This is a genomic window from Bacillus sp. UMB0893 (assembly GCF_002858905.1).
In the GTDB taxonomy this organism is placed as follows: domain Bacteria; phylum Bacillota; class Bacilli; order Bacillales; family Bacillaceae; genus Bacillus_P.
In genome coordinates this window covers 193,830-220,116 of record NZ_PKLB01000001.1, presented here as the reverse complement: position 1 = coordinate 220,116, position 26,287 = coordinate 193,830, and the positions used below count along the sequence as shown (strand labels likewise).

31 protein-coding genes, 1 pseudogene and 1 riboswitch are annotated in these 26,287 nt (G+C 38.7%); of the genes and pseudogenes, 8 read left to right on the top strand and 24 right to left on the bottom strand.

Annotated elements, in window-relative coordinates:
• Positions 1–50: 50 nt before the first annotated feature.
• Together CYJ36_RS01095 and CYJ36_RS01090 are read right to left on the bottom strand one after the other, a co-directional pair.
• Positions 51–698, bottom strand: coding sequence for a class D sortase (locus CYJ36_RS01095; RefSeq protein ID WP_257962357.1), 648 nt, complete (start codon positions 696–698; stop codon positions 51–53).
• Position 699: 1 nt separating this feature from the next.
• Positions 700–1,878, bottom strand: a complete 1,179-nt coding sequence (locus tag CYJ36_RS01090; RefSeq protein ID WP_101563990.1) for a processed acidic surface protein — start codon at positions 1,876–1,878, stop codon at positions 700–702.
• Between the two features lie 271 nt (positions 1,879–2,149).
• Here CYJ36_RS01090 and CYJ36_RS01085 point away from each other — a divergent pair, with 271 nt between their 5' ends.
• Positions 2,150–3,178, top strand: a complete 1,029-nt coding sequence (locus CYJ36_RS01085) for an STAS domain-containing protein (RefSeq protein WP_101563988.1) — start codon at positions 2,150–2,152, stop codon at positions 3,176–3,178.
• Between the two features lie 139 nt (positions 3,179–3,317).
• Here the strand turns inward: CYJ36_RS01085 and CYJ36_RS01080 are convergent, their stop codons facing one another.
• From CYJ36_RS01080 to CYJ36_RS01065, 4 genes are all read right to left on the bottom strand, one after another.
• Positions 3,318–3,935 (bottom strand): spore coat protein, encoded by a 618-nt coding sequence (locus CYJ36_RS01080; RefSeq protein WP_101563986.1) that lies wholly within the window; start codon positions 3,933–3,935, stop codon positions 3,318–3,320.
• A gap of 195 nt (positions 3,936–4,130) precedes the next feature.
• Positions 4,131–4,499 (bottom strand): Ger(x)C family spore germination C-terminal domain-containing protein, encoded by a 369-nt coding sequence (locus CYJ36_RS01075; RefSeq protein ID WP_180849991.1) that lies wholly within the window; start codon positions 4,497–4,499, stop codon positions 4,131–4,133.
• Positions 4,500–5,170: 671 nt separating this feature from the next.
• Positions 5,171–6,022 (bottom strand): DUF1206 domain-containing protein, encoded by an 852-nt coding sequence (locus CYJ36_RS01070; RefSeq protein WP_101563983.1) that lies wholly within the window; start codon positions 6,020–6,022, stop codon positions 5,171–5,173.
• A gap of 173 nt (positions 6,023–6,195) precedes the next feature.
• Positions 6,196–6,687 (bottom strand): PaaI family thioesterase, encoded by a 492-nt coding sequence (locus CYJ36_RS01065; protein WP_101563981.1) that lies wholly within the window; start codon positions 6,685–6,687, stop codon positions 6,196–6,198.
• A gap of 145 nt (positions 6,688–6,832) precedes the next feature.
• Here CYJ36_RS01065 and CYJ36_RS01060 point away from each other — a divergent pair, with 145 nt between their 5' ends.
• The gene (locus CYJ36_RS01060; RefSeq protein ID WP_101563979.1) at positions 6,833–7,036 is read left to right on the top strand and encodes a hypothetical protein; all 204 of its coding nucleotides are present in this window, start codon (positions 6,833–6,835) and stop codon (positions 7,034–7,036) included.
• Here the strand turns inward: CYJ36_RS01060 and CYJ36_RS01055 are convergent.
• From CYJ36_RS01055 to CYJ36_RS24965, 7 genes are all read right to left on the bottom strand, one after another.
• Positions 7,033–7,608 (bottom strand): YdcF family protein, encoded by a 576-nt coding sequence (locus CYJ36_RS01055; RefSeq protein WP_101565580.1) that lies wholly within the window; start codon positions 7,606–7,608, stop codon positions 7,033–7,035. The two genes, CYJ36_RS01060 and CYJ36_RS01055, sit on opposite strands and share 4 nt — an antisense overlap.
• A gap of 148 nt (positions 7,609–7,756) precedes the next feature.
• Positions 7,757–8,536, bottom strand: coding sequence for a TerC family protein (locus CYJ36_RS01050; protein WP_101563977.1), 780 nt, complete (start codon positions 8,534–8,536; stop codon positions 7,757–7,759).
• Between the two features lie 23 nt (positions 8,537–8,559).
• Positions 8,560–8,949, bottom strand: coding sequence for a sporulation protein (locus CYJ36_RS01045; protein WP_101563975.1), 390 nt, complete (start codon positions 8,947–8,949; stop codon positions 8,560–8,562).
• Positions 8,950–8,966: 17 nt separating this feature from the next.
• A complete protein-coding gene (locus tag CYJ36_RS01040) occupies positions 8,967–9,095 on the bottom strand; it encodes an FbpB family small basic protein (RefSeq protein ID WP_101563973.1) in 129 nt (42 codons plus the stop codon).
• A gap of 318 nt (positions 9,096–9,413) precedes the next feature.
• Positions 9,414–9,932, bottom strand: a complete 519-nt coding sequence (locus CYJ36_RS01035) for a GNAT family N-acetyltransferase (RefSeq protein WP_101563970.1) — start codon at positions 9,930–9,932, stop codon at positions 9,414–9,416.
• A 54-nt stretch (positions 9,933–9,986) separates the two neighbouring features.
• Complete coding sequence (locus tag CYJ36_RS01030) at positions 9,987–10,358, bottom strand: SF0329 family protein (RefSeq protein WP_257962356.1); 372 nt, start codon at positions 10,356–10,358, stop codon at positions 9,987–9,989.
• On the bottom strand, positions 10,346–10,474 hold the full coding sequence (locus CYJ36_RS24965; RefSeq protein WP_441296219.1) for a hypothetical protein: 129 nt from the start codon (positions 10,472–10,474) through the stop codon (positions 10,346–10,348). The genes CYJ36_RS01030 and CYJ36_RS24965 overlap by 13 nt, the downstream gene beginning before the upstream one ends.
• A 171-nt stretch (positions 10,475–10,645) precedes the next feature.
• Between CYJ36_RS24965 and CYJ36_RS01025 the strand changes: the two genes are divergently transcribed.
• Positions 10,646–11,038 (top strand): DUF948 domain-containing protein, encoded by a 393-nt coding sequence (locus tag CYJ36_RS01025; RefSeq protein WP_101563968.1) that lies wholly within the window; start codon positions 10,646–10,648, stop codon positions 11,036–11,038.
• Between the two features lie 231 nt (positions 11,039–11,269).
• Here CYJ36_RS01025 and CYJ36_RS01020 read toward each other — a convergent pair whose 3' ends face one another.
• A complete protein-coding gene (locus tag CYJ36_RS01020) occupies positions 11,270–11,515 on the bottom strand; it encodes a hypothetical protein (protein ID WP_101563966.1) in 246 nt (81 codons plus the stop codon).
• 104 nt (positions 11,516–11,619) lie between these two features.
• On the opposite strand from CYJ36_RS01020, the gene CYJ36_RS01015 reads away from it, so the two are divergent.
• Positions 11,620–11,886 (top strand): YiaA/YiaB family inner membrane protein, encoded by a 267-nt coding sequence (locus tag CYJ36_RS01015; RefSeq protein ID WP_101563964.1) that lies wholly within the window; start codon positions 11,620–11,622, stop codon positions 11,884–11,886.
• A 230-nt stretch (positions 11,887–12,116) separates the two neighbouring features.
• Here the strand turns inward: CYJ36_RS01015 and CYJ36_RS01010 are convergent, their stop codons facing one another.
• Together CYJ36_RS01010 and CYJ36_RS01005 are read right to left on the bottom strand one after the other, a co-directional pair.
• The gene (locus tag CYJ36_RS01010) at positions 12,117–12,623 is read right to left on the bottom strand and encodes a polysaccharide deacetylase family protein (RefSeq protein WP_180849989.1); all 507 of its coding nucleotides are present in this window, start codon (positions 12,621–12,623) and stop codon (positions 12,117–12,119) included.
• Positions 12,598–12,915: pseudogene (locus tag CYJ36_RS01005) on the bottom strand (RsiV family protein); the annotation flags it as partial. The pseudogene CYJ36_RS01005 and the gene CYJ36_RS01010, both read right to left, overlap by 26 nt.
• A 136-nt stretch (positions 12,916–13,051) precedes the next feature.
• Between CYJ36_RS01005 and CYJ36_RS01000 the strand changes: the two are divergent.
• Positions 13,052–13,651 carry a short chain dehydrogenase gene (locus CYJ36_RS01000; protein ID WP_101563959.1) on the top strand — a complete coding sequence of 200 codons (600 nt, stop codon included), beginning with the start codon at positions 13,052–13,054 and terminating at the stop codon, positions 13,649–13,651.
• A 36-nt stretch (positions 13,652–13,687) separates the two neighbouring features.
• Here CYJ36_RS01000 and CYJ36_RS00995 read toward each other — a convergent pair whose 3' ends face one another.
• Positions 13,688–15,157: a phospholipase D family protein gene (locus CYJ36_RS00995; RefSeq protein ID WP_101563958.1), complete on the bottom strand. Its 1,470-nt coding sequence runs from the start codon at positions 15,155–15,157 to the stop codon at positions 13,688–13,690.
• Positions 15,158–15,210: 53 nt separating this feature from the next.
• Positions 15,211–15,579 carry a hypothetical protein gene (locus CYJ36_RS00990; RefSeq protein ID WP_101563956.1) on the bottom strand — a complete coding sequence of 123 codons (369 nt, stop codon included), beginning with the start codon at positions 15,577–15,579 and terminating at the stop codon, positions 15,211–15,213.
• A gap of 179 nt (positions 15,580–15,758) precedes the next feature.
• Here CYJ36_RS00990 and CYJ36_RS00985 point away from each other — a divergent pair, with 179 nt between their 5' ends.
• Positions 15,759–16,100: a general stress protein gene (locus CYJ36_RS00985; protein WP_101563954.1), complete on the top strand. Its 342-nt coding sequence runs from the start codon at positions 15,759–15,761 to the stop codon at positions 16,098–16,100.
• Positions 16,101–16,181: 81 nt separating this feature from the next.
• On the opposite strand, the gene CYJ36_RS00980 is transcribed toward CYJ36_RS00985, so the two are convergent.
• The 3 genes from CYJ36_RS00980 to CYJ36_RS00970 form a co-directional block, all read right to left on the bottom strand.
• Positions 16,182–19,310 (bottom strand): MMPL family transporter, encoded by a 3,129-nt coding sequence (locus CYJ36_RS00980; RefSeq protein WP_101563952.1) that lies wholly within the window; start codon positions 19,308–19,310, stop codon positions 16,182–16,184.
• Positions 19,311–19,312: 2 nt separating this feature from the next.
• A complete protein-coding gene (locus CYJ36_RS00975) occupies positions 19,313–19,765 on the bottom strand; it encodes a MarR family winged helix-turn-helix transcriptional regulator (RefSeq protein ID WP_101563949.1) in 453 nt (150 codons plus the stop codon).
• Positions 19,766–19,938: 173 nt separating this feature from the next.
• Positions 19,939–21,765: an APC family permease gene (locus CYJ36_RS00970; RefSeq protein WP_101563947.1), complete on the bottom strand. Its 1,827-nt coding sequence runs from the start codon at positions 21,763–21,765 to the stop codon at positions 19,939–19,941.
• A gap of 149 nt (positions 21,766–21,914) precedes the next feature.
• Positions 21,915–22,060, bottom strand: a riboswitch (cyclic di-AMP (ydaO/yuaA leader).
• 167 nt (positions 22,061–22,227) lie between these two features.
• On the opposite strand from CYJ36_RS00970, the gene CYJ36_RS24205 reads away from it, so the two are divergent.
• Positions 22,228–22,374: a hypothetical protein gene (locus CYJ36_RS24205; RefSeq protein WP_224773328.1), complete on the top strand. Its 147-nt coding sequence runs from the start codon at positions 22,228–22,230 to the stop codon at positions 22,372–22,374.
• Positions 22,375–22,729: 355 nt separating this feature from the next.
• Here the strand turns inward: CYJ36_RS24205 and CYJ36_RS00960 are convergent, their stop codons facing one another.
• On the bottom strand, positions 22,730–23,242 hold the full coding sequence (locus tag CYJ36_RS00960) for an acyl-CoA thioesterase (RefSeq protein WP_101563946.1): 513 nt from the start codon (positions 23,240–23,242) through the stop codon (positions 22,730–22,732).
• A gap of 320 nt (positions 23,243–23,562) precedes the next feature.
• Between CYJ36_RS00960 and CYJ36_RS00955 the strand changes: the two genes are divergently transcribed.
• The gene (locus CYJ36_RS00955) at positions 23,563–24,330 is read left to right on the top strand and encodes a SurA N-terminal domain-containing protein (RefSeq protein ID WP_101563944.1); all 768 of its coding nucleotides are present in this window, start codon (positions 23,563–23,565) and stop codon (positions 24,328–24,330) included.
• Between the two features lie 223 nt (positions 24,331–24,553).
• Here CYJ36_RS00955 and CYJ36_RS00950 read toward each other — a convergent pair whose 3' ends face one another.
• The gene (locus CYJ36_RS00950; protein WP_101563942.1) at positions 24,554–25,381 is read right to left on the bottom strand and encodes an ABC transporter permease subunit; all 828 of its coding nucleotides are present in this window, start codon (positions 25,379–25,381) and stop codon (positions 24,554–24,556) included.
• On the bottom strand, positions 25,374–26,279 hold the full coding sequence (locus tag CYJ36_RS00945; protein ID WP_224773329.1) for an ABC transporter ATP-binding protein: 906 nt from the start codon (positions 26,277–26,279) through the stop codon (positions 25,374–25,376). The genes CYJ36_RS00950 and CYJ36_RS00945 overlap by 8 nt, the downstream gene beginning before the upstream one ends.
• Positions 26,280–26,287: the final 8 nt, after the last annotated feature.

Below are 26,287 nucleotides of genomic sequence, written 5' to 3'. Positions count from 1 at the left end.
AAAAAAGCAGTGTGGTTTCCATCCAGAAACACCCTGCTTTTACATATTTCTTATTCAGTTGAAATTAGGTCTGCAACCAGAATGTAACGTTGCGGCGAAGCCCCGATAAAATCAAATGGATAGCAGGTAGAGACCGTTAGGATGGCTCTTGGTTTTGGTACAATGACGGTCCGATCATCCGAATCCACAATGCGTACTTTTTTTACCTTGTATGTGAACTTTCCTGCTGACGTTTCTGCGATAAGGAGATCCCCTTTTCCAACTTCGCCTAACCTTCGGAAAACAGTGTCCCGGTGACCAGATAGAACTGAATTATCTTTTTCCCCTGGTAAAACACTTTTCGCGAAATGGCCTACCCCTTTTTCCAATTCCTCTTCATCTGTTCCATGGTAAATTGGGAGTTTTGCTTCAAGTTTCGGAATGGTGAGGCTGCCGATGTTTTCTCCCTTTTTGGGACGCTCAGGGTACTTTAATTCTAGACCCTGTTCCTTCTCTTCAACTGGATCAGAAAGCTTTATTTCTGTAGAATGTACAGCTTCCGCCTGACCTGTTTCAAACATAAGATATCCTTTTAAGAGTGTATAAGCATTCGTGCTGCTGAACCAAAGCCCGCATGCAGCCATTACAACAGAAAGCGAAAGCAAAATCAGACGTTTTCTGCGTTTGATTTTGACTTTTCTTGTCTCTGCTCTTCTCATCTTAAATACCTTTTACTCTTATACGGCGAAATAATACTACTCCTGCTAAAAGAAGTCCTAGCCCTGCTAATGTGTTACCTGCATAATTTGCAGCTGTATCTGGGAGCTTCCCTCCCTTTATTGTTTTAACAGGTGCATGGGAACGATCAGCTGCTTTTGGAGCTTCTGTCACTATTTCCTTTGCTTGCTCAATATCTTTTCCAGTTTCTTGAATGAGATTTGATCCAAACATATCAGCTGTCAGTAATATATCTGCAAGAAAATCTCCTTGAGTGTTAAATATTTCCATTAATAAACTCGTGCCCTTTTCTGCTTCTAACGTCATTAATGTTTCAACCGAGACAGGTCGTTTCTCGCCATCTACTACTAGGAAATACTTTGTTTCCACTTTAAATAGGTCAAGCATTTCACTGAAAATATGAAGTAATTCCGCAATTTGTTCCGCTGTGAGTTCTTCAGCAGCTTCAAAATCTTCGAACGCCATCATTCTTTCGCTAAGATTAATAAGCTTCTCTTCAAAAGCTGGATCTTCAACATCCACTGTCATTAAATGATCAAATAATTTTTCTAGTTCCTCTTCTGTTAATCCAAGTTCAGTGAATAGGCTTGAAATCTCATCTGCGTATTCTCCGCCGTTTACATACATATCAACAGCAGAATCCAGATCTTCAATGAATTCATAGTTATTAATCGAATCGTCATTTTCATTTAAAAAGTTCTCTAATTCTTCTCTCGTTTCAAATTCATAATACTCCAGTAATTCCTGAAGGTTTTCATCGTCAATAGGTGTGCCTTCCCAACCATTCAAGTAATAGTCGACAAATTCTGAAAGCTCTTCCTCAAAGATAATAAACGTACCGTCAAGAACATCCTGTCCATCTTCTATGTCTCCGTTTTCAATGAGAAGCTCATTTAACTCCTCACGGCTCATTTCAAAATCATGCATAACAGACTGCACAGATTCTTCTGAAAGAGGTGTTCCCATTTCATCGACTGATTCAAAATCTTCTAAGTACCATTCTTTACTTTCCAAGTATTCAATATATTCTTGCTTGTCCCAATTCATTTCGTCTAAGAACATTTCGAAATCCGGGTCGTTTGATTCAATGGCAAATGCCGATAAAGGTAAAATTCCAAAAAGTAGTGCAACAGCCAACACCAATGATAGTAAACGCTTCATTTCTTTCCCCCTGTGAAAAATTTCTATATTTACTAGAGTATTATAATATCTAAATTGAGAGTTGAATATAAGTATTTTCAGTTTTTTTTATACGTAATATTTTCCATATTTCTACCGTAAAAGAATCAGACCTATTTAAATTATTTTTGCCACGCAGATATCGCCCTTATTCTTAGAACCGCTTCGTAAAATAAAGTTGTCCGCCCGCGGTATATATTATATGATTTTAGTATACATCCATATGTTACATAACTTGTAAGGGAGCAGCTATATGCAAAATCCAATCATAAGTGTAAAAGTGAATCAAAACGAGTTTATATGGGATAAAGATAATGATATATTCACATTTGACGGTGCTCCTGCTCTGCTGTTTTGGGATTCTGCAATTGAATTATTTATGAAAACGATTGAAGAAATCTCCGGAAGTGATGTTTCCTCAACAGTATTTGAATCAACTGGCTTCCGCATGGGGCAGCTCGTCAGTTCTTACTATACAGATAAATATGATATTGTAGACATTCTTAATCATTATAGTGATATCTACAGAAATGCAGGCTGGGGTAAGGTCAAAATAGATTATTACTCTTTTGAAGAAAAAAAAGTAGTGATCCATCTGAAGAACAGCTGGGAGCATCGAATCTTTCATTCTATGGACAAAACTCAGGCAGGTGTGCTCTTGCCAAGTCATTGGGCCGGGGTTTTCACTGAATTATTTGAAGAAAACATGTGGTACAAAATTACTCGAAGCCAATTAGACGGTCATGATTATGATGAAATTGAAGTTTTTGCATCTTCTACAACTCCAACAACAAACATACATAAACTGGCAAGGCAAAAAGAACAGCATTACATCAATGAATTGGAACATAAAGTCGAACAAAGGACTGCGGAATTAACGGAACTTGTAAAAGACTTATCTACTCCTGTGATACCAGTATTGAAGGATATTCTCGTGATCCCATTAATAGGAACATTTACTGATGAACGAATTGAGGAGCTTACTTTAAAAGCAATGTACGAATTTTCCAAACAAAAAGCTGCTTATTTACTCATCGACTTAACAGGCATTAAGGATTTTGATGAAATGACCATTCATGGATTGCAACGGCTGATCCGGGCGATTCGTCTCCTTGGAGGAAACTGCATACTAGTCGGAATCTCGCCTTCTCTCAGCATGAAGATTACCAATTCAGGTGTGGAAATGAAAGACATCACTTTCTTTTCTACTTTGCAGCACGGTGTAGAATATGCACTTGGGGAGAATGGATTTGATATTGTTGAAAGAAAAAACAGAAAGTAAATGAACTTTTTTAAGAAGACCAATAATCATGAGCACATTTTGCTGTCTACCGGCTAGAATGCAAAACCACCATATTCAAAACAAGACCTCTCGTCCAGGAGAGGTCTTGTTTAATGAATTGACAACTGTTGCTTAGATCTTAATTCGGAAGATTCTTCATTTGAGCTGGAGCGTAAGAAGACACCATCTGCTGCATGTCTCCTGCCGTCAGCTGCGGTACCTGATAATAATGATGTTTATTTTGATAGATTGAAATCTCATAAGCCATCTCAATACAATTAGGAATCGTATCAGCCAAAACACGTCTAACAACAGGATTGGTTATTTCCGTAGTTGCCATCCCTTTTAATGATGCAATAGACTTGACTGAACCCAACATAAGATCTGATACGACCTGATCGTTTATTTCCTGGGGCATTTGAATTGGCTTCATTGGCTGGGTTTGCTTCAGGCCATACACAAAATCATTTCCCTGCGTCATATTGTAGACACCAGTAGATACAGATGGTTTCATCCCTGTTTGAAAACACTCAACAATTGTATTGTATTCGGTTATCAGAAATTGCTCTTGGCGATTCATCATATCCAAAAGCTCAGGATCTTGAACATGCTGTTTCAATATCGTGTAAAGATTTAAGGTATTGATGGATCCTGATAGGATTTCAGAAACATCAAACATTTCATGGCCGCCATGATTTAATTGTGCTGGAACGTTTCCGGTATGCATGTTCTCATGTACCTCATTGTTTACATCCATTTCATTCATTCCTCTCTTGAACATATTAATAATGGTAATTGAAGTTAATTAGCTGTGTCACACCCTATATGAACTTACAAACCTATTCTGTATCTTAAATGGAAATTTATTCGTTAACTTGTACAGGAATTTTACCTTTTTGTCATCCATAATAGATTTCTTACATTTTATATACACTTTTTTCATCAGCAATTCTCATTCCATAATTCCAGCCTGTATAACATGGACATCAGCTTTCACCTCAAACTGAAGTTCTTCATATTTCTTCTTCCAATCAGTAAATCCCTTTTGGCGCAATTTTTCTTCAAGACCCAGTGGATCGACATTTAATTTCTGGAGTTTTTCCAATAGATCCAATGCCTCTGATTCAAGCATTTTTTCGGCTTTTTTTTCGATTTTTTCGATATTCTTTTTTTGGGTCAAATCCAGCTCTCCGCCTTCCATGACTCGTCCATCCATCGTTATGCTGACTTTGATTTTATATTCGCTTCCTCTTTTTTCAGGTTTATATTTTGTATTTGATGAAAGGTTTTGAATACTGACATGCTTGTCTTTGTGATGCAAACTCCGTTTCGACGCACTTACTTCCAGTGGGATAGGCTACTTTGTGCTGCAAACTCCATTTTGTCGCACTTTCTACCAGTGGGAGAGCCTTCTTTGTGCTGCAAACTCCGTTTCGACGCACTTACTACCAGTGGGATTGTCTACTTTGTGCTGCAAACTCCGTTTCGACGCACTTACTACCAGTGGGATAGGCTACTTTGTGCTGCAAACTCCGTTTCGACGCACCTACTACCAGTGGGATAGGCTACTTTGTGCTGCAAACTCCGTTTCGACGCACTTACTTCCAGTGGGATAGGCTACTTTGTGCTGCAAACTCCGTTTCGACGCACTTACTTCCAGTGGGAGGGCCTTCTTTGTGCTGCAAACTCCGTTTTGTCGCACTTACTACCAGTGGGATTGTCTACTTTGTGCTGCAAACTCCGTTTCGACGCACTTACTACCAGTGGGATAGGCTACTTTGTGCTGCAAACTCCGTTTTGTCGCACTTTCTTAAGTTCGAAAGACTCTATTTTTGGTGCATTCACCATACTATTGCAGGCGATGTCCATTTCACATAACGTTTGCTGCATGCAGAAGATCTGATCAAGAATCATTAGATAAGAAATAAAGATTTTATACTTCCTATCATTTAAAAAAGCACAAAACCCATAAGGATTTCATGCTCCATCATACTATTTTCCAAAACTCATATGTTCATATCTTCCCCTAATAACCTCATATATTCCATATAGCATCAGACCAGCTGCGACAATACCAAGAAGCCATTGTCCAAATGGCTTCGAAGCAAGTTCGGCAAGTGCGCCATCAATTCCTTTCGATTGTTCCGGGTTTGCAGTGATCGCCGTTTGAATAAAGAAATAGCCAATCATGGAAAGAACCGCACCGCGTGCAATTAATCCCACCTTTCCTGATTTTCTTGCAATCTTCTTCTCATGCTGATTCATTTCACTGACTTTAAATTTATTCATGAATTTTTCAGTATATCCCGTATAAAGTTCATACAATCCATAGCCTATGATGATGATTCCGACTAAACCGATGATCCATTGTCCAAATGGCTGTGCCAATAATTTTGCAGAGATTGTCTTTTCAGACCCGCCACCGCCTCCTGAACTTGCATGCATCGCAACGGAGATAGCTTTAAACGCGATCGCTCCATATACGATTGCACTTACTGCATAGCCAGCTCTAGTGATGATGCCTTTTGCATCTGTTCCTTTGTTCTCAGGGTCCTTTATAACTTTAATAATTTCCCAAATGACATAGCCAATCAAGCCTATTCCAATCAGCCATAGTAGTATTTCCCCGAACGGTTTGCTTGCTACAGTTTGAAGCATACCGCTCGTTCCTGTTGTTTCCCCTCCCGCTCCAAGTGCTGCCATTACTGCCAGAATCCCAATTAGGAAATATACGGTTCCTTTTGCCATATATCCGAATCTGCCTAAACGCCTGATCCAAGGCTTTGTTTCTTGTCCAGCTTGGTTTGCCTTTTGCTTAGCACCTGCTTTAGCAGAATACTCCATGTTTTATCGCTCCCTTTTGAATCTTGCTTGGTGACTATTTATTTCCCATTGTGGATAAAAAAGAAACCTGGATTGCATCATTTCTATAAATTGTCACTTCAAAAAAACGCCGCAAATACTTTTGTATATTTGCGGCGTTTCCAATATAAACATAAAACTGCACTTTCATATGCTCAGAGATTATCTTTTTTTGTAAAAGTACTTGGCATCACCACAGCGACAACTTCACCGCGGGCACAAAGCAAATCATTTGCAAATACCTCTGTAGTAATCCCCCATTTTTTAGGATGAATCTCCTTTATCGTTCCAATCGCTACTAACGGTACACCTTGTGGGGTTGGCTTTACATAGTCCACTCTTAATGAGGCTGTTACAAACCGGGGAGGTTCAATGCCATCCCCGACTTCATTTCCATTTTTTCTGTGCTTGGCTAATGAGGCTGAACCTGTTCCATGACAATCTATTAAGGATGCAAGTAAACCGCCATAAACAAAATTCGGGATTGCCATATGTTCTGGGCGGGGTGTATAAATTGTCATTGTTTTTTCCCCTTGCCAGCTTGTTTTAAACTGATGACCATCTTTGTTTAAACGGCCACACCCATAACACCATGCAAAATCATCTGGATAATCATCCTGAATCGCATGAACCGCTTTTTCCTCCATTCATTCTTCTCCCCTTTTTTCTGAATATTATAACATAACAAGATCAGCTCCCGAGTTAGATAATAGAGCAAAATTACCAAATTCTGTACAAAATGCTGCGCATTCCTGTATACTATGGAAGAATACTATTTAAGGAGTGTTAAAAGTGAGTCAATCAAAAGCCAAGAAACAGCGCTTAAAGCTTTTGCGTGAGGGAAAAAGAAACCCTGAAGAAAGCAGAAGTCCATTTGTCTTCGGGGACATGCGAACAAGACAAACAAAAACGAAAAAAGAACAGCTGAATAAACAAAAGTACAAGAACCATTTCTCTGACGAAAGAAAAAATGGTTCTTTTTATTTTGCGTCCTAACGGTTCTTCACATAATAATTAGTTATTGCCAGGTATTCTCTTGCAAAGGATTTTAAGACAGCAACTTTTGGCGTTTTTGCTGACAGACCTTTTGCATCGAGCCCAAGATTTCTTGCAATCAAGCATGAGCGATAAACATGAAAGTCATTTGTAGCGATGAGTCCAGTCTTTGCATGAGCTGGAAGCAGCTCTTTGGAATATGTGATATTTTCAATCGTACTTGTAGACTTCGATTCTTTTATGATTCTAGATTCATCGATCCCATGATTTTGCAGAATCTCACTAATGGCCTCTGCCTCGGTCATATCCTCGCCAGGCCCTTGTCCTCCTGAAGCAATCACAACTGTTCTCGGATTTTTTTTTAGATATTCTGCCGCTGCATCCGCCCGATATTGCAAAGCGAGTGAAGGTACGGTTCCTTTTACCCGCGCACCGAGCACGATGATATAATCCGCATTTTGAGGCGGTTCTGCTGAACTGTATTGATGGATTTTATAGTGGAGGAAACCTGTGTAAATAAGACCTGAAGATAAAAGTATTAATATAAAGGACCGTAACTGTTTCTTTTTTATCATTTGATTCGTCCGTTCTGAATTTAATGGTTTGTTTCTTAACTATAAACCAATTCATATGGAAAAAACTACTAAAATGTTCTGACCCGCAAAAAACCGGCACCTCCTAAGCCAGTTTCCCAGCTTAAAAGATACCGATTGACTGATATTATCCAATTACCTCTTCCTTCAATGTTTCTTCTTTTTTCTCCTTTGATAAAAACCAGCCGCCTAATGCAATAAGAACGAGAACGACATAGAATGTTATTTTCCATTCTGGTGATTTCGCAAATCCTTCTGGCAAGATGGCAAGCTCTGGATGGGATAATGTATAAACAGACAGCTTCACCCCTACCCAGCCCACAATCGTGAAGGCAGCAATTTCTAAACCTGGTCTCTTATGAAGCAGCTCCACAAAGAAGTTTGCTGCAAAGCGCATAATCACGAGTCCGATGATTCCTCCTGCAAAGATCACAAGGAATTTGCCTCCATCCAAACCGCCAATCTGAGGCAGATTTGTATTTGGAAGTGTCACAGCTAAAGCGACTGCAGCGAGAATGGAGTCTACCGCAAATGCAAGATCTGCAAGTTCAATTTTGAGAACGGTTCCCCAGAACCCAGATTTTTTCTTTTCAGGGTTCGCATTTTCCTCAGCTTTCTTGAAAACCACCTTCCGAAAAATATGATTCAAAGCAATGAATAACAAGTAGAGAGCACCGATCGCCTGAACCTGCCAAACATCAACGAGGAAGGATATCACGAACAATGAGCCAAATCGTAAAACAAACGCCCCTGCAAGACCATAAAAGAGAGCTTTCTTTCTTTCCTCTTCAGGAAGATGCTTGACCATTATTGCTAAAACCAGGGCGTTATCCGCTGCCAAAAGTCCCTCAATTGCGATTAAGAGCAGCAGTACCCATCCGTATTCCATTAACATTGTTAATTCCATTTAGTAAACCCCCTTTTTTTAATTCAGTCCATTATTCTAATAATATCCAGATCCTTGCTGATGACACCTTCATCAAAAACAAGCCTCGTGTTAAAGTGATACGTTCTTACATCAGTTGAAGCCATCAAGTCTGAAGGCAGCCTGAATGTAAAATCAATCCGGTTCTGTTCTTCTGATTCAATCTGTTTCGACGTTAAAATATTGGTTGTTTCAATTATTCTTTCTTCATCAGTCGTATGATCAGCCAACACTAAATCACAATCAATTCGTTTCAGCTTCTGCTCAATCACACCGCCTTTAATTAAAAAATAACCATTAATGCATTCTCCAGCCTGAAACTCTTCCTTAGGCAAGATTAGGTCAATTTGCGCCGATCCAATTCCTAAAATGGACATATACTTTCTCAATATCATTGTTCATTCTCCTCCAATTAAGCTTTTATTTTCATATACTTTTCATCAATTCGTTTCTCAATTTTCTCGAGCTGTCTTTTATCTTTCAAAAGCTCCTCTTTGTTTTTTTGAATAAGCTGTTCAATCGATCCTCTGACTTTTTTCATTTGTAACTCACACCTTCCAAGTTAATTTGTGTATTAAAAAAACCTTTGCCTGCATATCGGCAAAGGTTTTTTTCTGTAAAATAATAAAAGACCTTTACCGATATGGTAAAGGTCTTGCTAACAACATAAGTGGTTGCCAATAGGGCCGGAAGCAAATGCTTCGAAATGACGACTCTATTGTAAAAGCTACTCCCCTTTAGGAGAAAACTATTCGATTTGTATACTCATATCATATAGGGATTCGGCGTCTATGTCAATGATTAATTAGCATAATTCTGAAAGTTGAATAGTTTAAGCTGTGCATCCCTTTTTATTTGGTCAGACATTTAAAAATGCTGCCGGATATTTTACCGTACCTTCAGCATGATCCAATGCATCTTTCTCAAGTTCAATCAGCATAAACACTTCATCTGGAACCTCAAAAGGGGGTTTGATGCCTTTCCCGCTTGCACGTACAAAGCCAAACTTAGGATAAAATTCAGGATGGCCAAGTACAATAACCGAACCATTGCCCTTTGCCTTGCAGCGCATTAATCCTTCGTTAACGAGCAGGGAACCGATACCATGTTTCTGAAATTCCGGCTTAACCGCCATTGGCGCAAGAGCAAGTGAAGGAATCGAACCGTTTTCTGTTTCAATCGTAATTTGACTGAACAGGATATGACCGATTACTTCTTCTGAATCAATTACCGCAACTAAGGAAAGCTCTGGAACAAAGTATTTAGATTCTCTGATTTCTTGAATAAGTTTTGATTCATTTTCCTGACCGAATGCCAAGTCGTTTACTTCTTTAATCGCTAGGATGTCTGCAGCTTTTTCTTGTCTTATGTCTTTCATTGGGGTTATTCCCTTCTAGTCAAAATGTCTGCCATAGATTCTTCGCGTGGCATCTTACTTGAATTCCCATCCTTCTGCCTCACATCGCAAACGATAAAAATATTGAATGATTTCCAATTCATTTTGAATAGATTCATATCTTTTCAGCAAAGTGCGTTTACCAATTCTTCGCTCAAGCAGCGAGAAAATTTTTATGATCATATCCTTCGATTCCAATGAGTGATCAATAGGTGCATTCAAATATTGCTCGGCCGCATTAAAAAAGTCGTATTGAGCAAATGTGCCTTCAGATTCGATGATCTCGTGAGCCTGAACGCTTATTCTATAGTTTTCAGCTCCATTGTCTATATCGTAATCAATGTCTATCAGTTTTCTCAGTTCATTTTCTTTATTAAAAAGAATCCTATTTGATTTTATTGTACACATATTAAAGACTTCTTTTTATCAACTGTTAGATCATGAGCCTTTCGATAATTTGTTGCATAGTAGCTTACTCGATCTTTGAGAGAGTCGCAAATGAATCCCTCTAACTCCTTTTTCAATTTGCTCCATTTTGGTTTGTACAACCATTTTCACCTCTGCTGTCTTTTTCTGACTCTTGTAAATCTATATTACCATAAATAACCATAACAATATCATTATCTTCAAAGATGTAAATATAGGAATGTACGATCATTCCCAGACATAAAGTTGAAGTAAAAAGGAGTGAAAACATGCTTATTAAGTTGAGTGTAGCAGGAGCATCTGGGGCTTTTATCTGTTTAGCGGTTAATCTAATTGTAACGTTGAAAAAAGGGATGACTACACTGGATGAAACAAATAAAACTCTTGCAGAGGTCAGAAATGCCGTGAATGGTTTGACAGAAGAGGCTGAACAGCTGATACATACAGCTAATCAGATTACAGTGGACGTGAAAGGAAAAATCAAAACAGTAGATCCGCTGCTTGAATCTGCACATGATGTTGGAGAAATGATTCATAATGTGACAAGCTCGATTAAGCAGGTAGGTGCTGTATTCGGAGGAAAACGGTCACCGCGCACTGAAATTTCCGTCAATGAACCCCCAGTCCGAATAAAGGGGCCAGTTCATATAAATGTGAAATAATAATAAGTACAATTATTTGAGTTACCGTCTCTCTTAAACAGCACTCTAGCCGTAAAGGATTAGGGTGCTATTTTTATCATTTGTAAATGTCCTGAATCTAATCGTTCTTTTTTTGTTTACTTTCCAATATCACGTATTTACTTTCTAATCTGAGCACTTTACTTTCCGAAACACGGAAAATACTTGCCAATACGAGCTGCTTACTTTCTTTTTTCCAATCGCTTCCTACTTTCACAGCCTCGTCATTAAAGAATTTGGATTCAGCATCTCACTTTCAATGTCAATCGCTGTTATGCCTTCGCTGCTCGATAATTCATGCCATTCTTCCTTCTTGCAGAAAACAGCGTCACCCGTTTTCACATGTCCCCATATACCGATGAGCAATAACTGGAGAACAACTGCCTGATGATAGCCAATAATGCCGTTTGGTTCTATGAAGAATAGAACCTTTATTAATAGTGTAAATATACTTTCCAAATAGGTAAAAATTTTACATCGTAACAAGGTTTCGTTTAAGGTAAATTATGGTATGATATCTAAGTCATTACATACATATCTTTTAATACAAGGAGGTTGGAAATATGCAAAGGTACAGAAGAAGAAATACTCCTGCTTTCACCGTACTGGCTTATTTCACATTTTTTGCAGGGGTCGTCATGTTTTGCATCGGACTTTACAATGCAGATAATCTGCAGCTGAATGAAAAAGGGTATTATATTGCGGTCATGATCTTGGTAGCTGTAGGTGCGATTTTAACGCAAAAGGTAACAAGAGATAACGCTGAAGATGACGAAATCATTGCAGAACAAGAACGCAAGCAAAATCTCGGGAAATCAATAGATTCATAAGTTTATATTTACAGAAGGCACAAGTAAAAGTGCCTTTTTTCTTTTTTTGTTCCCGTTCCAATATTCCTTATTTCTTTCTATATTCGCCAACAAAAAAAGCAGCTCTCAAAGAAAGCCGCTGCTCTATCCATTCATAAGCTCTGAAACCGTGACAAGTTCATAACCTTCTTCATCAAGAAAAAATAAAACCTGATTTTACGATTCAGCTGTTGCTTTATGAATGTCATGCATTAAGATGATGATCCATCTCTCGTATTCTCTTTCACTTGCTTTAAAATGTCGTCAGCATTCTTTGTTTTCCAATCCATTGTATCGACCGTCCAAAGAATACTCGGAAGCCCGATCGCAGCCATCACTTCCTCATTGGAAGCACCAAATGGAGGGCGAACCGTTTTTGGAGCACTTCCAGTTGCTTTTTCAATTGCTTCATTCGATTGATCCCCTTCTTCTTGGATCATTTCTGGAGGTAAAGTGGTCAGATCCTTATGGCTCCATGAATGATTTCCGATTTCATGGCCTTCCCGGACAATTTGTTTTGCAAGATTTGGATAAAAGTCTACCCTGCTTCCAAGGACATAAAAGGTTGCTTTTGCATGATGCTTTTTCAAAGTTTCAAGAATCTGCTGAGTATAGTGGGGATGTGGACCGTCATCAAAGGTTAGAGCTACTTGCTTTTTATTATGTGCAGCACTATTCTCAGGTTTGTTCTCTTCATTTTTGATTTTCTTTTGAATCATTGTTTTCCTCAGGCTGATTCTCTTCCTCAGGCCGAGCACTTTCTTGAGCCAGTTCTTTCTTCCATTCATCCTTCAATAGGTGCTGTGCTTTTTCAAGCGGAATCTCTATCTCAGGCATTCCAGCTGCACCTGCTGTCACTTCGTATTCGCTGAATTTAAACACGAGTGACTTTTCCGTTAAATAAGCATTATAAAATGTATTTTCAGGATGATAAGCCCAATCTTCCAAATCCTTCTGAAAGAAATAGAGCTTGTAATTTTCAGAGGATTCAAAGGCAGTTTTCAAGTAAGTATATAAGGACTTTCGATTGTCCTTTTATTATAAAATACATAATTGAATCTAAACATTAATTTCAGCTTAAATTATTGGCGTCTTTGATAAATTAGAGGATATAATAGGTTACAAATATACTGGAGGAGGCAGCTAAATGAAACTTTTGCTTGTAGGTGCAAGCGGAACCATTGGAAATGCGATTGTAAAAGAATTTGGAAATGCTCATGAAATCATTCGTGCTGGACGCAATGGGGCAGATATCGAGGTTGATTTCACTTTATCAGAAAGCATCAAAGAAATGTATGAATCCGTCGGGAAAGTAGATGCAGTAATCAGCGCTGCAGGCAGAGCACAATTCTCCCCTTTAGAAGAGCTAACCCCTGAATTAAATGAAATCGGAATTATGAGCAAGCTCAAGGGACAAATCAATCTCGTTCTCCTTGGAATTCCCTACGTGAATGACAGCGGAAGCTTTACACTGACGAGCGGAGTCATGATGGATGATCCTATTTTAAAGGGGGCCTCTGCAGCGATGGCAAATGGCGGGATTCAGGCTTTTGTCAGAGCATCAGCGATTGAAATGCCGCGCGGAATCCGTATTAATAATGTAAGTCCAAACGTCCTGATCGAATCGATGGACAAATATGCTGATTTTTTCCACGGCTTTAAAGCGGTTCCAGCTGCAGATGTGGCACTTGCCTATAAAAAGAGTGTTCTTGGGGCTCAAACTGGGCAGACCTATAAAGTTTATTGAAGGACAAAACGGCAGTTCATCAGCTGCCGTTTTCTTCTAAAAGCTTGATATCCCGCTCCACTCCTGAAAGCGATAGAGAAAACGAAGCATAACGGAGTCATCCTCAAACATCTCGTAATCTTCTGTATATCTCCCCGATTTGTTATTCCAAATTGTATCAAAGTACTCTTCAACCTCAGACATGATTCCTGTATTAGCTGGACCTGTCACTTTCAAATCTGTTTCAAGATTAAAGTCACCAAGGTTTCTTTTCGTGAAATTGGCTGATCCGCCTATCACAATGTCTTCCTTTTCTCTTTCGAAAAAAGCAAGCTTCGTATGATATTGCTCACCATTTGTTTTATACCAGCGAACTTGAATTTCATCATTAGACCTCGTTACTAATTCGTGAGCAGCAGGCCGGTTTGGTACTCCGTTTTTCTCACGTCCAAATGCATCTTTGTTTGCATCTAAAATCAGCTTAACTTCAACACCTCTTTTTGATGCGGCAATCAGTTGCTTTACAATGTCCCTGTCAGATAAGTAAAAGGCTCCGATTGTGATTTTTTCATTTTCTTTTGAGTTCGTGATTTCACTCAAAAGATGCTTTTTAATTTTCCCTTCCGTCAGAACCTGAACAGTATACTCCCCGGTTTCTGTCATATCCGAGACAGCCATATTCTCAGCCAGATTTACATCTGCTCCAGAAAGCTGAGCTACTGTTTTTTCAGTCTGCACCAGTTCCTGAAGGATCTCTCCTTTTACAACAAAAGCAATGTTTGAATGCAGTGAACTCCCATCATGAGGGTTAGCCGAGGTCACCATTCCTTCCTTTTCAGTTACGACAACTTTCCTGTGATTGGCTTTGAAGTTTAAGAGATCTAAATAAGACCTTAACGTAACATCTTGTGAATCAGGACTGAATGCATTTGGAATCCAGCCGCTGCCTTCTGTTCCGAACCATTGCAGGAAAGTCCGGTATGCTCCTGAATAAACAGGATTTGAGTCCCGCATCGGCTTCATATCTGTGAAAACAACCTGTATTCCCTGCTCTTCTAATTTTGCAGCAATCTCTGAACGATATGATCCATAGAATGTATTAATACGGTCTGTTATAACCGTGATGCTGATTTGTTCATTCTGTTTCTTCTTATCTAGTAACGCTTGCATCAAATCCGTTGATACCGAGGGATATGTGGCCGAACGGTCATACTCATCATTAAATAAGAACATATCGATTAAGATAAAGTCCTCTGCCTCTTCAATCATCGTATGGATCTGATCGAAAATTACCTGATCATGATTGATTTGACCCTTATTCTCAAATGTTAAGTCATATAAAAACTCAATTTGATCGGCAGAATGAACGTCTCCTTCATAAGAAACACCTTGAGGCAATGGTTTTAAATACTGGTAGATTGAAACAGATGAGGTTAACAAAATCAAAAAAATGGCAACTCCCAGCCAAATCAATCTCGATCGACTTCTTTTTGTTGCGATTTGCTCTGTTAAGACTGTTTTGGTCATGCTGTAACTCCTTTTTATGTCATTATTTAAGAATGCTAAATAAGTAAATTCTCCTAAAAAGCCAATATCCCTCCCCTCATTATGGAAAAAGAACAAAAGCGCAGTCCAAACCTTATTGCGATATCTACAATCATGTTAAATGTCATCATTTCCTGCAACACCAAAAAACCGATCTCAAAATTGAGATCGGTTACGACGCTTTTCTTTGCTTGATCATACTCGAAAATTTTCAAGTCCCCCCATTCATCAATCATTCCAAATGTATTTTCTCCAATTTGGGTCAGCTGACGGTTTGTTCCTTCTGTATTTTCATCCGTACTGACTTCAACTCTTGAAGCACCTCCTGAAAATAAAGTGACTATGACTAATGCAATCAGAGTTCGCTTTATTCCTCTTAGTTCCCCATAAGGATCCATTAACATTTTTGAACTCCCCCTTTCCTATCTGTTTCTCTTATCATAACAGCAGTGAGAGGTAAAATATTACATATTATTATAGATTCTTTTTTTTCCTACTTATTGCAAAGGTTTTTCCAGCCCTTTTTATTGATTGTTTACCTCTTTTATTGACCGGGTATCTGATACTATGGAGGCGATAAATTATGAAACCTAAATTTAAGATATTCCACAATGATGAAACGTTAAGTGAATCAATTGATAAGCTTAGAAACAATGGGATTCGTGATGAAGATATTTATATTCTTGCCCACGATAATGATCATGATCGGCGAGATAGAAAAGAAACAGATGCCAATAAAATAGGGGTAAACGTAACCGGAGTTGGCACAGCGATAAAAAATGTGTTTAGAAGCAAAGGCGATAAACTAAGAACTAAAATGGAAGAAATCGGATTTGAGCAATCGAAAGCTGAAGAGCTTGAAGAAGAATTGGACAAGGGTAAGACCTTATTAGTTGTAAAGAATCAGGATGAGGTAACATTTTAATAGAATGAACCATCAACAAAAAAACCGTTCGGAAACTCGAACGGTTTTTTTGATATTAGAATACCTAATTATTACTTAATATTAATTCGACGCTCTTTTAAATGGCCACCAGTTTGCCTGGCCAAAGCTTTTTACCATAACTGGTATAAACAGCGGCAGGATGACAAGGGCGTATAGGAATAAACCGATTAAGATTATGGATGCAATTTGCAAGAGTGATAGCATACCAGCGGGCATCATAGCGGCAAACGTTCCGCCTAGAATGACAGCAGCTGAAATGATGACAGTACCCATCTTCTTCATCGCCATCAGCATTGCTTCCGCAACGGATAGATCTCTATATTCGTTGAACCGGTCCATAAGGAAAATACTATAATCCACTCCAAGAGCTACCAGGATAACAAAACCGAAGAATGGAACGGCCCAGCTGATCCCTGTATAGTTTAAGATGTCCACAAATATTACTTCATTGATAGCCATTGAAGTATAGTAAGCTAAAATCAACGAACCAATAATGTAGACTGGCATGATGATTGAACGGAACATGAAAACTAAGATAATGGATATCCCAACAAGCATCAAGACCACTGTCCGGGAATAATCCTGTCCTGATACTGTACTTAAGTCTGCATTCGTACTTGTAATTCCGCCTACAGCTACTACTGCGTTCTCAAGCTTTGTATCTTTTGTTGCTCTTTCAACAGCTTCCTTGATTTCTGGTACCTGTTTTATTGCTTCATTTGAATATGGACTTGCTTCAAGGACAACATCCATTGTCATTGTTTTGCGATCATCCGACATGTAAGCATCTAAAGCCTGCTCAAAGTCCTTGCTCTTCAGCACATCTTCAGGCAAGTAGAAGCCCTTCGTACCAGATGAATTTGATAGTCCTGATAAGTAGTCCTGAGCTGAACCAAGTCCAACTGATACTTGATCCAGACCTTCGGCACTTTGACCAAGTCCGTCTGTTAACTGACCCAATTGTCCACCAAGGTCTCCAAATCCATCAAGCAGCTGCTTTTGACCAGAATTAATTTCACCCAAGCCATTCGTGAGCTTTGGCATATTATCAACGATTTGACCCTGACCGTCAGCAAGCTGATTTAATCCAGAGAGCTGCTGATCGATGCCTTTTACTAGTGCGTCCAGTCCTGATGCAACATTTTGCTGTCCATCATTTGCTTTACGAAATCCGGCATTCGCCTGATCCATTCCAGCTGTAATTTGAGATAACCCCGAATTCAGCTGACCGAGTCCAGCTGCAAGCGGAGGCAGCTGCTCTTGAAGTGCTCCAACCGTTCCTTTTATTTTTTGATATTGTTCTTCATTTTGAATGCCGTCGTAGGTTCGCTCAAGATAGGCAAAGTCCTCTTCCTTTATTTGTGAAGCTGCTCCAGAAAGAGAAGTTAAACCATCCTCAATCTGACCATATTTAGTATTTAAACTGCTCAAGTTACCTTGAATCTCTTTATATCCTTTTAATAGATCCTGATAGCCCGCAAGCAATTCTTCAGTCCCTGCTTTTGCTTGCTCTAACCCTTTTTTGATTTCACTTGAACCCGCTGAGCCTTGCCTTATTCCATCTTCAAGTTTTGCTAAATTCGTTTGGACTTCTGTTAATCCTGTTTGAAGATCTGAAGTACCAGAAATTAAATCATTAATTCCTTTTGTCGCGGTATTTAATTCCGGTTGAGATTTAGAAAGTTCACTTCCCGCTTCATTTAGTCCTTGACTGATTTCGTCTATTCCTTCTTTTCCTTCACCAAGTCCGGCGCCAAGGCTTTCAGCTTGTTTAGAGACAAAAAAATCTTCAACCTGCTCTCCTGCTGGACGAGTAACAGAGCGCACATTATCAACCAATTCTACTTTTTCGATTTCCTGGCTGATTTTTTCTGCCAATTCCACATATTCTGCAGAATCCATTTTTTCATCATTTTTTAAAACAATTTGAGTCGGCATTGATTCGCCAGGTCCAAAACTGTCAGCAATCGCAGTAAATGCCCGGATTGAAGAAACATCTCCACTGACTTCTTCTAACGAATCGAACGATAATTCTCCTTCATAGATTACTAGAAATGGGACACAAATTGCAGCAACAATCAATAGAGACAGAAATGGACGTGCTAAAGAAAATCTTCCTAAAGCGCCCCATAATTTACTCTCGCCATGCTCTGCCGTGCTTTTAGATGGCCAGAAAATTTTTCCGCCTAAAACAGCCATGAAGAACGGCACAATGGTAAATAACGCCACTAGAAGAATCGCAACACCTACTGCAACGGCAGAAGCAGATTGATAGAGTTTGAATTGAGAAAATCCAATTGCAGCAAATCCAATCATAACAGCGACACCGCTAAAGAATACCGTACGCCCTGCATTGCGGTACGTTTCAATGATTGCTTCTGCTACCGTCTCTTTATGAGATAATTCTTCTTTAAAACGGCTTAATAATAAAATACAATAATCTGTCCCAATACCAAACAAGATGGCAACCAAGAAAATTTGAGTGTAATTCGAAATTGGAAAATTAAGCTCTTCAACCAGCATGGATACAATAGATTGTGAAGCCAAATAAGTAAATCCGACTGTCAGAAGCGGAATGATGGGTGCAACAATCGACCGGAACACAAGAAGCAGTACACCTAATACAAACACAACCGTTATGCCTTCCGTCTTCTTCAATCCCTCTTCAGAGCTTTTCATCAGATCTTCATTAATCATCCAGTTGCCTGTATAATCATGATCAACCTTTACTTCTTCAATTGTTTTGTATAAAGCATCGCTGACCTCACCCGGTTCCCGATCATTCCAGGCAACCTTGACGGAAGCTAATATCGCCTTTCCATCTTTAGAGACAAGCTGTTCTTTTAAGCTTTCTTCATTAAAATGAGTCAGGATTTCTGTGATTCCTAATGATTTTTTTTCATCTTCAAGCAAACGAATCGCTTTTTCCGCTTCGGCAATTTCCGTTTTCGCAAGCTCTTTCTCGCTGTGAAAAACAAGGGCCACCTGTGTTTCATCTCCGCCGCCCTCATCCTTTTGCACTTCTTCCATGATTTCAGAAGCAAAGGAAGAAGAATATCCTTCCGGTACGTCAATTTGTCCTTTTTCCCGGACTAAATCTGTCATATTTGGGGCTGCCATTAATAATCCCGCCACAACGGCAATCCATGCGATCAGCACCAGCCACTTACTCTTTATTATCGTATTCACATTTATTCCCCTTCTTTACTCTCTATTAATACTCGATTGAGCTTTTCATATGTTTCAATGAATTGTTTAATTTCCAAAGGATCGAACTTATTAATAAAAGATTCAACCAGCTTATGAATGCGGTCCTCCGCTTTTTCAAACAGCTCCTTTCCTTTATCCGTCAGCGTCAAGTAAACAACTCGCCGATCATTTTCATCACGCGTACGCTCAATCAGACCTTTTTCAAACAAACGCGTAATAATGGCAGTAATCGCACTTTTTTTCACATTGAATACCTCTGCTAATTCAGAAGATGTACAGGAATCTGCGTGATTGATGTATCTCAGCATATAGTGCTGATCATTTGTCAAATCACTTCCAATTTGCTCTTTTACAAGGCACTCGCCTCTGTTCGCTACAGAATAGGAAACCGCTATGTAGCGATCAACTAACTCTTTAATGTTTTCTCCTGACATTTTTTCACCTCATTACAAGTTGTTCTACTATTTAATTGTTCAACTATTTAACTATTAACACATTTAACTTTAATACCCACTTTTAAAAATGTCAATAATTAACGTTTCGCTTTTATATTCCGGAAATGATCATAAGAAAAGGAGCTCGGTGTACGAGCTCCAGGACATTCTTTCTATTTTTTCAGATGATACGGAACAGTAGTTACAATGACATTTCTTCGATAGAGCAGAAACGTCCGAATCAAGATGCTTGACTGGTTATGAAGAATATTATGCCAGCTTTTCTTCGGAATAAACTGCGGAATCAATACGGTTACCCTGTAATTTGATTCACTTGCTTTGTGTTCAACTGTATCGATAAATTTAGTCAGCGGCTGAATGATGCTTCGGTAATAAGACTGCAGTGTTACTAGACGAATATCAGGCTGCCACTTGTTCCACTTATCTTCAAAGATTTTTTCATCCACTCTCTCAAAAGAAACGTATACAGCAATAATTTGATCAGCAGATAAAGACTTTGCGTAGTTTAAAGAATTCTCTACAACGTGAGTCATCCCGGCTACCGGCACGATAATGACATTTCCTTCAATCGGCTTGATCGGCTCACAAGTTGTAAGTCTCAACTGATCTCCAACGGCCACATAGTGCTTCTTAATTCGATGAAATCCTAAAACGATAAGAGGCAAAAAGATCAGAACTGCCCAAACCTGTGAGAACTTTGTAATGAAGAACATCATCATGACAAGAAAGCTGATAAGTGCTCCAGTTAAATTTATTGCAAGTTTAACCGGCCAGCCTTTAGGCTTCTCACGCAGCCACTTCACTAGCATCCCGGTCTGGGATAATGTAAATGGTATAAACACACCAACTGCATAAAGGGGGATGAGCTGTTCCGTTTGTCCTTTAAAGATGACAATTAATAAAATTGAAGTGACTCCGAGAGTAATGATCCCATTAGAATACCCTAATCGGTCTCCCCTCATCGTAAACATTCTTGCAATGTATTTATCCTTTGCAAGGTTGAACGCAAGCAAAGGAAAAGCAGAGTATCCCGTATTTGCAGCGAGAACAAGAATCATTGCAGTTGTTCCCTGGATAAAATAATACATAAAGTTTCTTCCAAACGTTTCAGCTGCAATTTGGGAAACAACTGTTTCTTCATGTTTTGGGGCTATCCCGAAGTAATAGGCTAAAAAGACGATTCCAGAAAATAAAATGGCAAGCAATAACCCCATCGCCATCAAAGTTCTGACCGCGTTTTTAGGACCAGGATCCTTAAAATTCGGAATCGCATTTGAAATCGCTTCGACTCCAGTTAAGGCTGAACTCCCTGAAGCAAATGCTCTTAGCAGTAAAAACAAGCTAATGCCTGCAACTGGAGTGCCAATCGGAGCATGCAAATCAGGTGAGACATCCCCAGTAATGATTTTGAATATTCCCACCCCGATTAAGATAAAAAGTGCTAAAACAAACAAATAAACCGGGTAGGCTAAAATCGAAGCTGACTCTGTTATTCCTCTTAGATTCAGAATGGTAATAAAGACCACCAAAATACTGGCAATCATGACATTATAATCATGTAATCCTGGTAAGGCAGAAGTAATCGCATCTGTTCCTGCAGATACACTTACAGCAACTGTCAATATGTAATCAACTAACAGCGAACCGCCAGCAATTAAACCTGCATTTTCACCAAGGTTTTCCTTTGAAACGACATATGCTCCGCCGCCATGTGGATAAGCATATATAATTTGCCGGTAAGACAAAATAAGAGCTGTTAATAGAAATAGCACACCCACTGCAATGGGTATGGAGTACCAAAACGCAACAGCACTAACAGTAACCAAGACAAGCAGGATCTGTTCTGGCCCATACGCTACAGAAGATAATGCATCTGAAGAAAGAATAGCCAGTGCTTTCTTTTTATTTAATTTTTGCTCACCTAATTCTGTAGACTTTAAGGGAGCTCCAATTATAATTCTTTTAAGCATCGATAACATTTTTGCACCACCAAATATTTTCTTTTGAAGACTCTCTTGATGAGATCATATAAGCAGGTAATGAATTGCTATAAGCGAAAAAAGGATACATTTCCGCAAGAAAATAAAAACAGCATAATGGACATTAGAATCGCAGTCTCACCAGCTACACATCCTCTCTTCTAACGCTTACGGGGTTAGCTGACGGGTTCGGGACAAAAGAGTATCCCTACCTACATTAATAGGATTCACCCCTTTGCGAAAAATATCACAAAATCGGGTTCCCCGCTCCTCAAGGATTAAGCGAATTATAAATATCAAACTGTTGGTTATCATACTCCTAACCTTAAGAGATGTAAATATAAAAACAACAAATCCTTTGACTTTTTTAAACCAATAAGCTTGGGGTCAAAAAAGTATGAAAGGTATGATATTGTGCCCATGCGCAAACACTATTTTTATACAAGTGACAGGAGGATTTTGATGCCTAAAGAAAACATCCCGCTATTATCAGATGAGTTTTTAGATGAAGTTACAAAAGAGATAAATGAGATTTATGGTTTTGAAAATGACCAAAATGAAGCACAAGATAAAGATTTGATAAATGCAGAAGAAAATATCGTTAAATGAAAATCTGAATCACTTAATACGAGGAGGTATGTGGTGTAAAAAAACATTTAATAACATTCGGATTGTTGATTATGTCCTTTGCATTAATCGTGTCGCCGATTCATGCAGCTGCAAAAGAAGCGGCATGTGGACAAGGAGAGTGCATAACTAAAGGAAGCATTATAACCTAACTTTATCAGTGAAATTTAGGATTTTATCAGTGTAAATCGTTAATTTATCAGTGAAAACTGCAAGTTTATCAGTTTAAGCAAAAAAAGCAGGAAGACCTCATCAGGTTCTCCTGCTTTTTTCGTGCATCTCCCTGTTCTATAAGTATTCATCTTTAGGTTTGCATCTTTTTCTCCATTAAAACTCATCAATATTTTTTTATTTTCTCAGAGAAGGCCATGCTCCCTTTTCTTCGCGACTTTCGAATCAGTGAGCGTTCTTCGCCTGAGTCAAACAAATCTTTCTCCTCTTCCGTTTCCGGGTAAACACCTGGAACTGCTTTTGGCTTACCCTGCTCATCAAGCGAAACAAATGTGATAAAGCTTGTCGCGGCAACTTTTGATTCACCGCTGATTAAATCTTCTGCTGTTACTTTTACGAATACTTCCATAGAAGATCTGCCTGTAAACGTTACGAATGATTCGAGATGCACAGCATCAGTCGGACGAATTGGATGCAAGAAATCAACTGAATCCATTGATGCAGTGACGCATTCAGTTCTGCAATGCTTAGAAGCTGAAATCGAGGCTACCACATCAATAGATGCCATGAGCTTTCCTCCGAATAAAGTTTGATGATTATTAGTGTCTGGCGGCAATACTCGATTAGTTTGAAAGACTCTCGATTCTGAACAAGGTTTACTGTTAGGTGTATGCGTCATGATATTCTCCTTTTTATTCTTTTTCTAAACCTATTGTATCTGATTTCTTTGCCTGCTTCATCATACGGGTGTCCTGTTATTCTAATCTTTACCGCTCAACCTAAATTTAAGGACTTACTATTTTGAGGTCCGGATAATGAATCGTCAGTTAAGCGATCCTATTTACCCAGTTCATATTGTTTCATAACGTTTCAATCCTGTTACAAATCTCCAGAAACAGTGTATAAGGTTTCTTTTTCACTGAATTTCCTTTATAATGCGCACTAGATGATTTTTTTTAGGGAAAAATTATACTTCTAGCTTTAGGAAGGAGATCGATTATGAAAAAAATGATGTTTACATTAATAACCGGTCTGATGGCCGTTGTTTTAGCAGCATGCGGAGGAAATGAAGAAAGCAAAGAAGCTAAAAATGAAGATAAAGCTAAAACTGCCGAAACTGATCAGCAGAAAGAACAGCAAAAGAAAATGGAAGAAATGCAAAAAAAATTAGAAGAACAGCAAGTAGATGAGAAGAAAACAGTTGCCATTGTGAACGACAAAGAAATAGTAGGAAGCGACTATAACAGCGTCTTACAATCTACACAGGGACAAATGCAGCAAATGGGACAAGATCCATCCTCTAAGGAAGCTGCAGAGCAAGTAAAAAAACAAACGATTGACAGCTTAGTCGGTCAAACTCTTCTTCTCCAAGAGGCAGATAAAAAAGGATATAAAGCTTCAGATGAAGATATTAAAAAGCAGCTTGACGAAACGAAAAAACAGTTCAAAACTGAAAAGGAATTCGAAAGTGCTCTAAAAAAATCAGGCATGGATATGAAAACACTTGAAACTCAAATTGCTGACGATATTAAATTCAGACAATACGTTGAAAAAGAAATACCTGCTGATAAAGTAACAGACGAAGAAATCCAAAAAGCATATGATCAATATGCTGAACAAGGAAAGACTACCGGACAAGAGGTTCCTAAGCTAGAAGAAGTAAAACCTCAAATCGAACAGTCTCTTCAGCAGCAAAAGCAGCAGGAAAAACTGGCTCAGCAAGTTGAAGAATTGAAGAAAAATGCGAAGATTGAAATTAAGATTTAATAGAATTATTGAAAATCCCCTTTGCCAGATTGGCAAGGGGATTTTCATTTCATTTATCAGTTAAACAAGATTCTTAACGCAAATTTGGAAAAAACGATATTCCGGCCAATTACTAAGTTTATCCGGCCAGTTTCATAATTATTCCGGCCAAAAAGCAGCATATTCCGGCCAATTTCCGCTATTCTTCGGCCAAAAACCAATGTCCACCCTCTGTACCAGCTTCTTAATGAATCTGCTTTTCAAAAAGCACGTATCGATCGTTGTACTTCGTTATTCTTTGCAGCAAAATCAAATTAATAATAAAAATGCCTAATGAGATAAGCAATATTACTTGCGCTCCTACCAAAAACAATCCGCTGGCTTGGCCAGCCATCATCCCAACTACAGGCAAAATAATAACTCCGCCAATGTTCTGAGCTTCTTGGAACGTTTTCACCCGCGATGATATGAATACGTTAAGCAAAACCGTCATAAGAGAAACCATTGGAGACAGGCATAAGATTAATGCAAGCCAATTAGCTGATGGAAAAATCATTTGTCCAAACAAACGATATCCCAGTGCATTGATTACAATTCCGCTAAGAAAAAAGCTAAAAGCAGATACAAGCAAGGATGGAATAAATGACCCCAGTACTTTGCTGACGAAGAGTGTTTTAATGGTGACAGGCGAAAATAGAAGACTTTCAAGTGTACGCCTTTCCTTTTCACCTACAAAACTGTTCGCAGCAACAACACTTGCTGTAATGATCGGCACTAGTAAAAACAAGGATGGAAGCATGTTATTAATAAACAAATAAACAAATTGCTGTTCAGGCGTATCTAAAGAAAGGCTTTCCTTGTTTAAGTGAGTTATAAAACTATCAATCAATTTACGTGCATCATTCCCTGCCAGTTTTTCAATATCCATAAAGAGAGCACTTCCGAGAACAGCTGCTGGCAGGATCACTGAAAATAATATGGGTATAATTATTAGGGTAGCGAACAGGTTTTTACTGCGGAAAATATCCATTAAATCCTTTTTGATCATGGCTTTCATAATTGTGTTATTCATTGTATTTCTCCCTTACATTGAAATAAATCGATTCAAGATCATTATTTAAAATCTCAACAGAATAAACACTATGATTCTTAAGAATCTCCTTCAGCAGAATGGAAATATGATTTTTTGAAGGGAGAATGAAAGAAAGCGAATTTCGCCCCGTATGTTCAAAAGGAAAACCCAAGACTGCTTTTTCAGCAGTTCTAAAATCCGTGCTTATCTCTACTCTTACATCCTTTATATATTTTCTTTCCAGTTCATTCTTAGTCCCTTGTTCTACGATTGTCTGATTTTCAAGAAATGCAAATGAATCGCAAATAGGTTCTAACTGATGCAAGACGTGAGAGCAAATGATAATCGTCGTTCCTGTCTCTTCATTGTATGTTTTCAAATAAGAGAGAACCATTTTGATGCCGTCGGGATCCAGTCCATTAGTCGGTTCATCCAAGAACAGCAATTTTGGATTGTGCAGAAGCGCCTTCCCTAGTGCAAGCCTTTTTTTCATTCCTGTACTGTACGTACCAACTGGTTTATCCTTATGTTCTTTCAAATCGAATAGCTTTAATAGTTTACTAATTTGCTTTTTATCTCTAACTCCATATAAATCTGCAAAAAAGGCTAAGTTTTCTTCTCCGCTCATTTGATGGTACAGACCTGCCCCTTCAGTCACAATGCCCGAAATCTTTCTAATCTCATCCCCGCCTGTCACTGGATCATGGCCCAGTATCGAAATAGAACCGCTATCCGATTTAATAACCCCATTCAATATACGGATAAATGTCGTTTTTCCTGCTCCATTAGGTCCTAAAAGTCCGACAATTTTACCTTGTTCTGCTTTGAAATTTACATTCTTTAATACGGTTTGATTTCCAAACGTTTTTGAAACATCCGTGACTTCGATCATCTTCATCAGTCTAC

What these genes read in the sequence shown, in the direction of transcription:
- CYJ36_RS00955 (WP_101563944.1), top strand. Translation starts at nt 23,563, where the DNA reads ATGAAAAAAATGATGTTTACATTAATAACCGGTCTGATGGCCGTTGTT.
- CYJ36_RS01045 (WP_101563975.1), bottom strand. Translation starts at nt 8,949, where the DNA reads ATGATATTGAGAAAGTATATGTCCATTTTAGGAATTGGATCGGCGCAA.
- CYJ36_RS01070 (WP_101563983.1), bottom strand. Translation starts at nt 6,022, where the DNA reads ATGGAGTATTCTGCTAAAGCAGGTGCTAAGCAAAAGGCAAACCAAGCT.
- CYJ36_RS00970 (WP_101563947.1), bottom strand. Translation starts at nt 21,765, where the DNA reads ATGTTATCGATGCTTAAAAGAATTATAATTGGAGCTCCCTTAAAGTCT.
- CYJ36_RS01095 (WP_257962357.1), bottom strand. Translation starts at nt 698, where the DNA reads ATGAGAAGAGCAGAGACAAGAAAAGTCAAAATCAAACGCAGAAAACGT.
- CYJ36_RS01040 (WP_101563973.1), bottom strand. Translation starts at nt 9,095, where the DNA reads ATGAAAAAAGTCAGAGGATCGATTGAACAGCTTATTCAAAAAAACAAA.
- CYJ36_RS00960 (WP_101563946.1), bottom strand. Translation starts at nt 23,242, where the DNA reads ATGACGCATACACCTAACAGTAAACCTTGTTCAGAATCGAGAGTCTTT.
- CYJ36_RS01080 (WP_101563986.1), bottom strand. Translation starts at nt 3,935, where the DNA reads ATGGATGTAAACAATGAGGTACATGAGAACATGCATACCGGAAACGTT.
- CYJ36_RS00990 (WP_101563956.1), bottom strand. Translation starts at nt 15,579, where the DNA reads ATGTTAATGGATCCTTATGGGGAACTAAGAGGAATAAAGCGAACTCTG.
- CYJ36_RS00975 (WP_101563949.1), bottom strand. Translation starts at nt 19,765, where the DNA reads ATGTCAGGAGAAAACATTAAAGAGTTAGTTGATCGCTACATAGCGGTT.
- CYJ36_RS01000 (WP_101563959.1), top strand. Translation starts at nt 13,052, where the DNA reads ATGAAACTTTTGCTTGTAGGTGCAAGCGGAACCATTGGAAATGCGATT.
- CYJ36_RS24205 (WP_224773328.1), top strand. Translation starts at nt 22,228, where the DNA reads ATGCCTAAAGAAAACATCCCGCTATTATCAGATGAGTTTTTAGATGAA.
- CYJ36_RS01065 (WP_101563981.1), bottom strand. Translation starts at nt 6,687, where the DNA reads ATGGAGGAAAAAGCGGTTCATGCGATTCAGGATGATTATCCAGATGAT.
- CYJ36_RS00995 (WP_101563958.1), bottom strand. Translation starts at nt 15,157, where the DNA reads ATGACCAAAACAGTCTTAACAGAGCAAATCGCAACAAAAAGAAGTCGA.
- CYJ36_RS01030 (WP_257962356.1), bottom strand. Translation starts at nt 10,358, where the DNA reads ATGTGTACAATAAAATCAAATAGGATTCTTTTTAATAAAGAAAATGAA.
- CYJ36_RS01050 (WP_101563977.1), bottom strand. Translation starts at nt 8,536, where the DNA reads ATGGAATTAACAATGTTAATGGAATACGGATGGGTACTGCTGCTCTTA.
- CYJ36_RS00945 (WP_224773329.1), bottom strand. Translation starts at nt 26,279, where the DNA reads ATGAAGATGATCGAAGTCACGGATGTTTCAAAAACGTTTGGAAATCAA.
- CYJ36_RS01085 (WP_101563988.1), top strand. Translation starts at nt 2,150, where the DNA reads ATGCAAAATCCAATCATAAGTGTAAAAGTGAATCAAAACGAGTTTATA.
- CYJ36_RS01025 (WP_101563968.1), top strand. Translation starts at nt 10,646, where the DNA reads ATGCTTATTAAGTTGAGTGTAGCAGGAGCATCTGGGGCTTTTATCTGT.
- CYJ36_RS01010 (WP_180849989.1), bottom strand. Translation starts at nt 12,623, where the DNA reads ATGATTCAAAAGAAAATCAAAAATGAAGAGAACAAACCTGAGAATAGT.
- CYJ36_RS01090 (WP_101563990.1), bottom strand. Translation starts at nt 1,878, where the DNA reads ATGAAGCGTTTACTATCATTGGTGTTGGCTGTTGCACTACTTTTTGGA.
- CYJ36_RS01035 (WP_101563970.1), bottom strand. Translation starts at nt 9,932, where the DNA reads ATGAAAGACATAAGACAAGAAAAAGCTGCAGACATCCTAGCGATTAAA.
- CYJ36_RS00985 (WP_101563954.1), top strand. Translation starts at nt 15,759, where the DNA reads ATGAAACCTAAATTTAAGATATTCCACAATGATGAAACGTTAAGTGAA.
- CYJ36_RS01015 (WP_101563964.1), top strand. Translation starts at nt 11,620, where the DNA reads ATGCAAAGGTACAGAAGAAGAAATACTCCTGCTTTCACCGTACTGGCT.
- CYJ36_RS00950 (WP_101563942.1), bottom strand. Translation starts at nt 25,381, where the DNA reads ATGAATAACACAATTATGAAAGCCATGATCAAAAAGGATTTAATGGAT.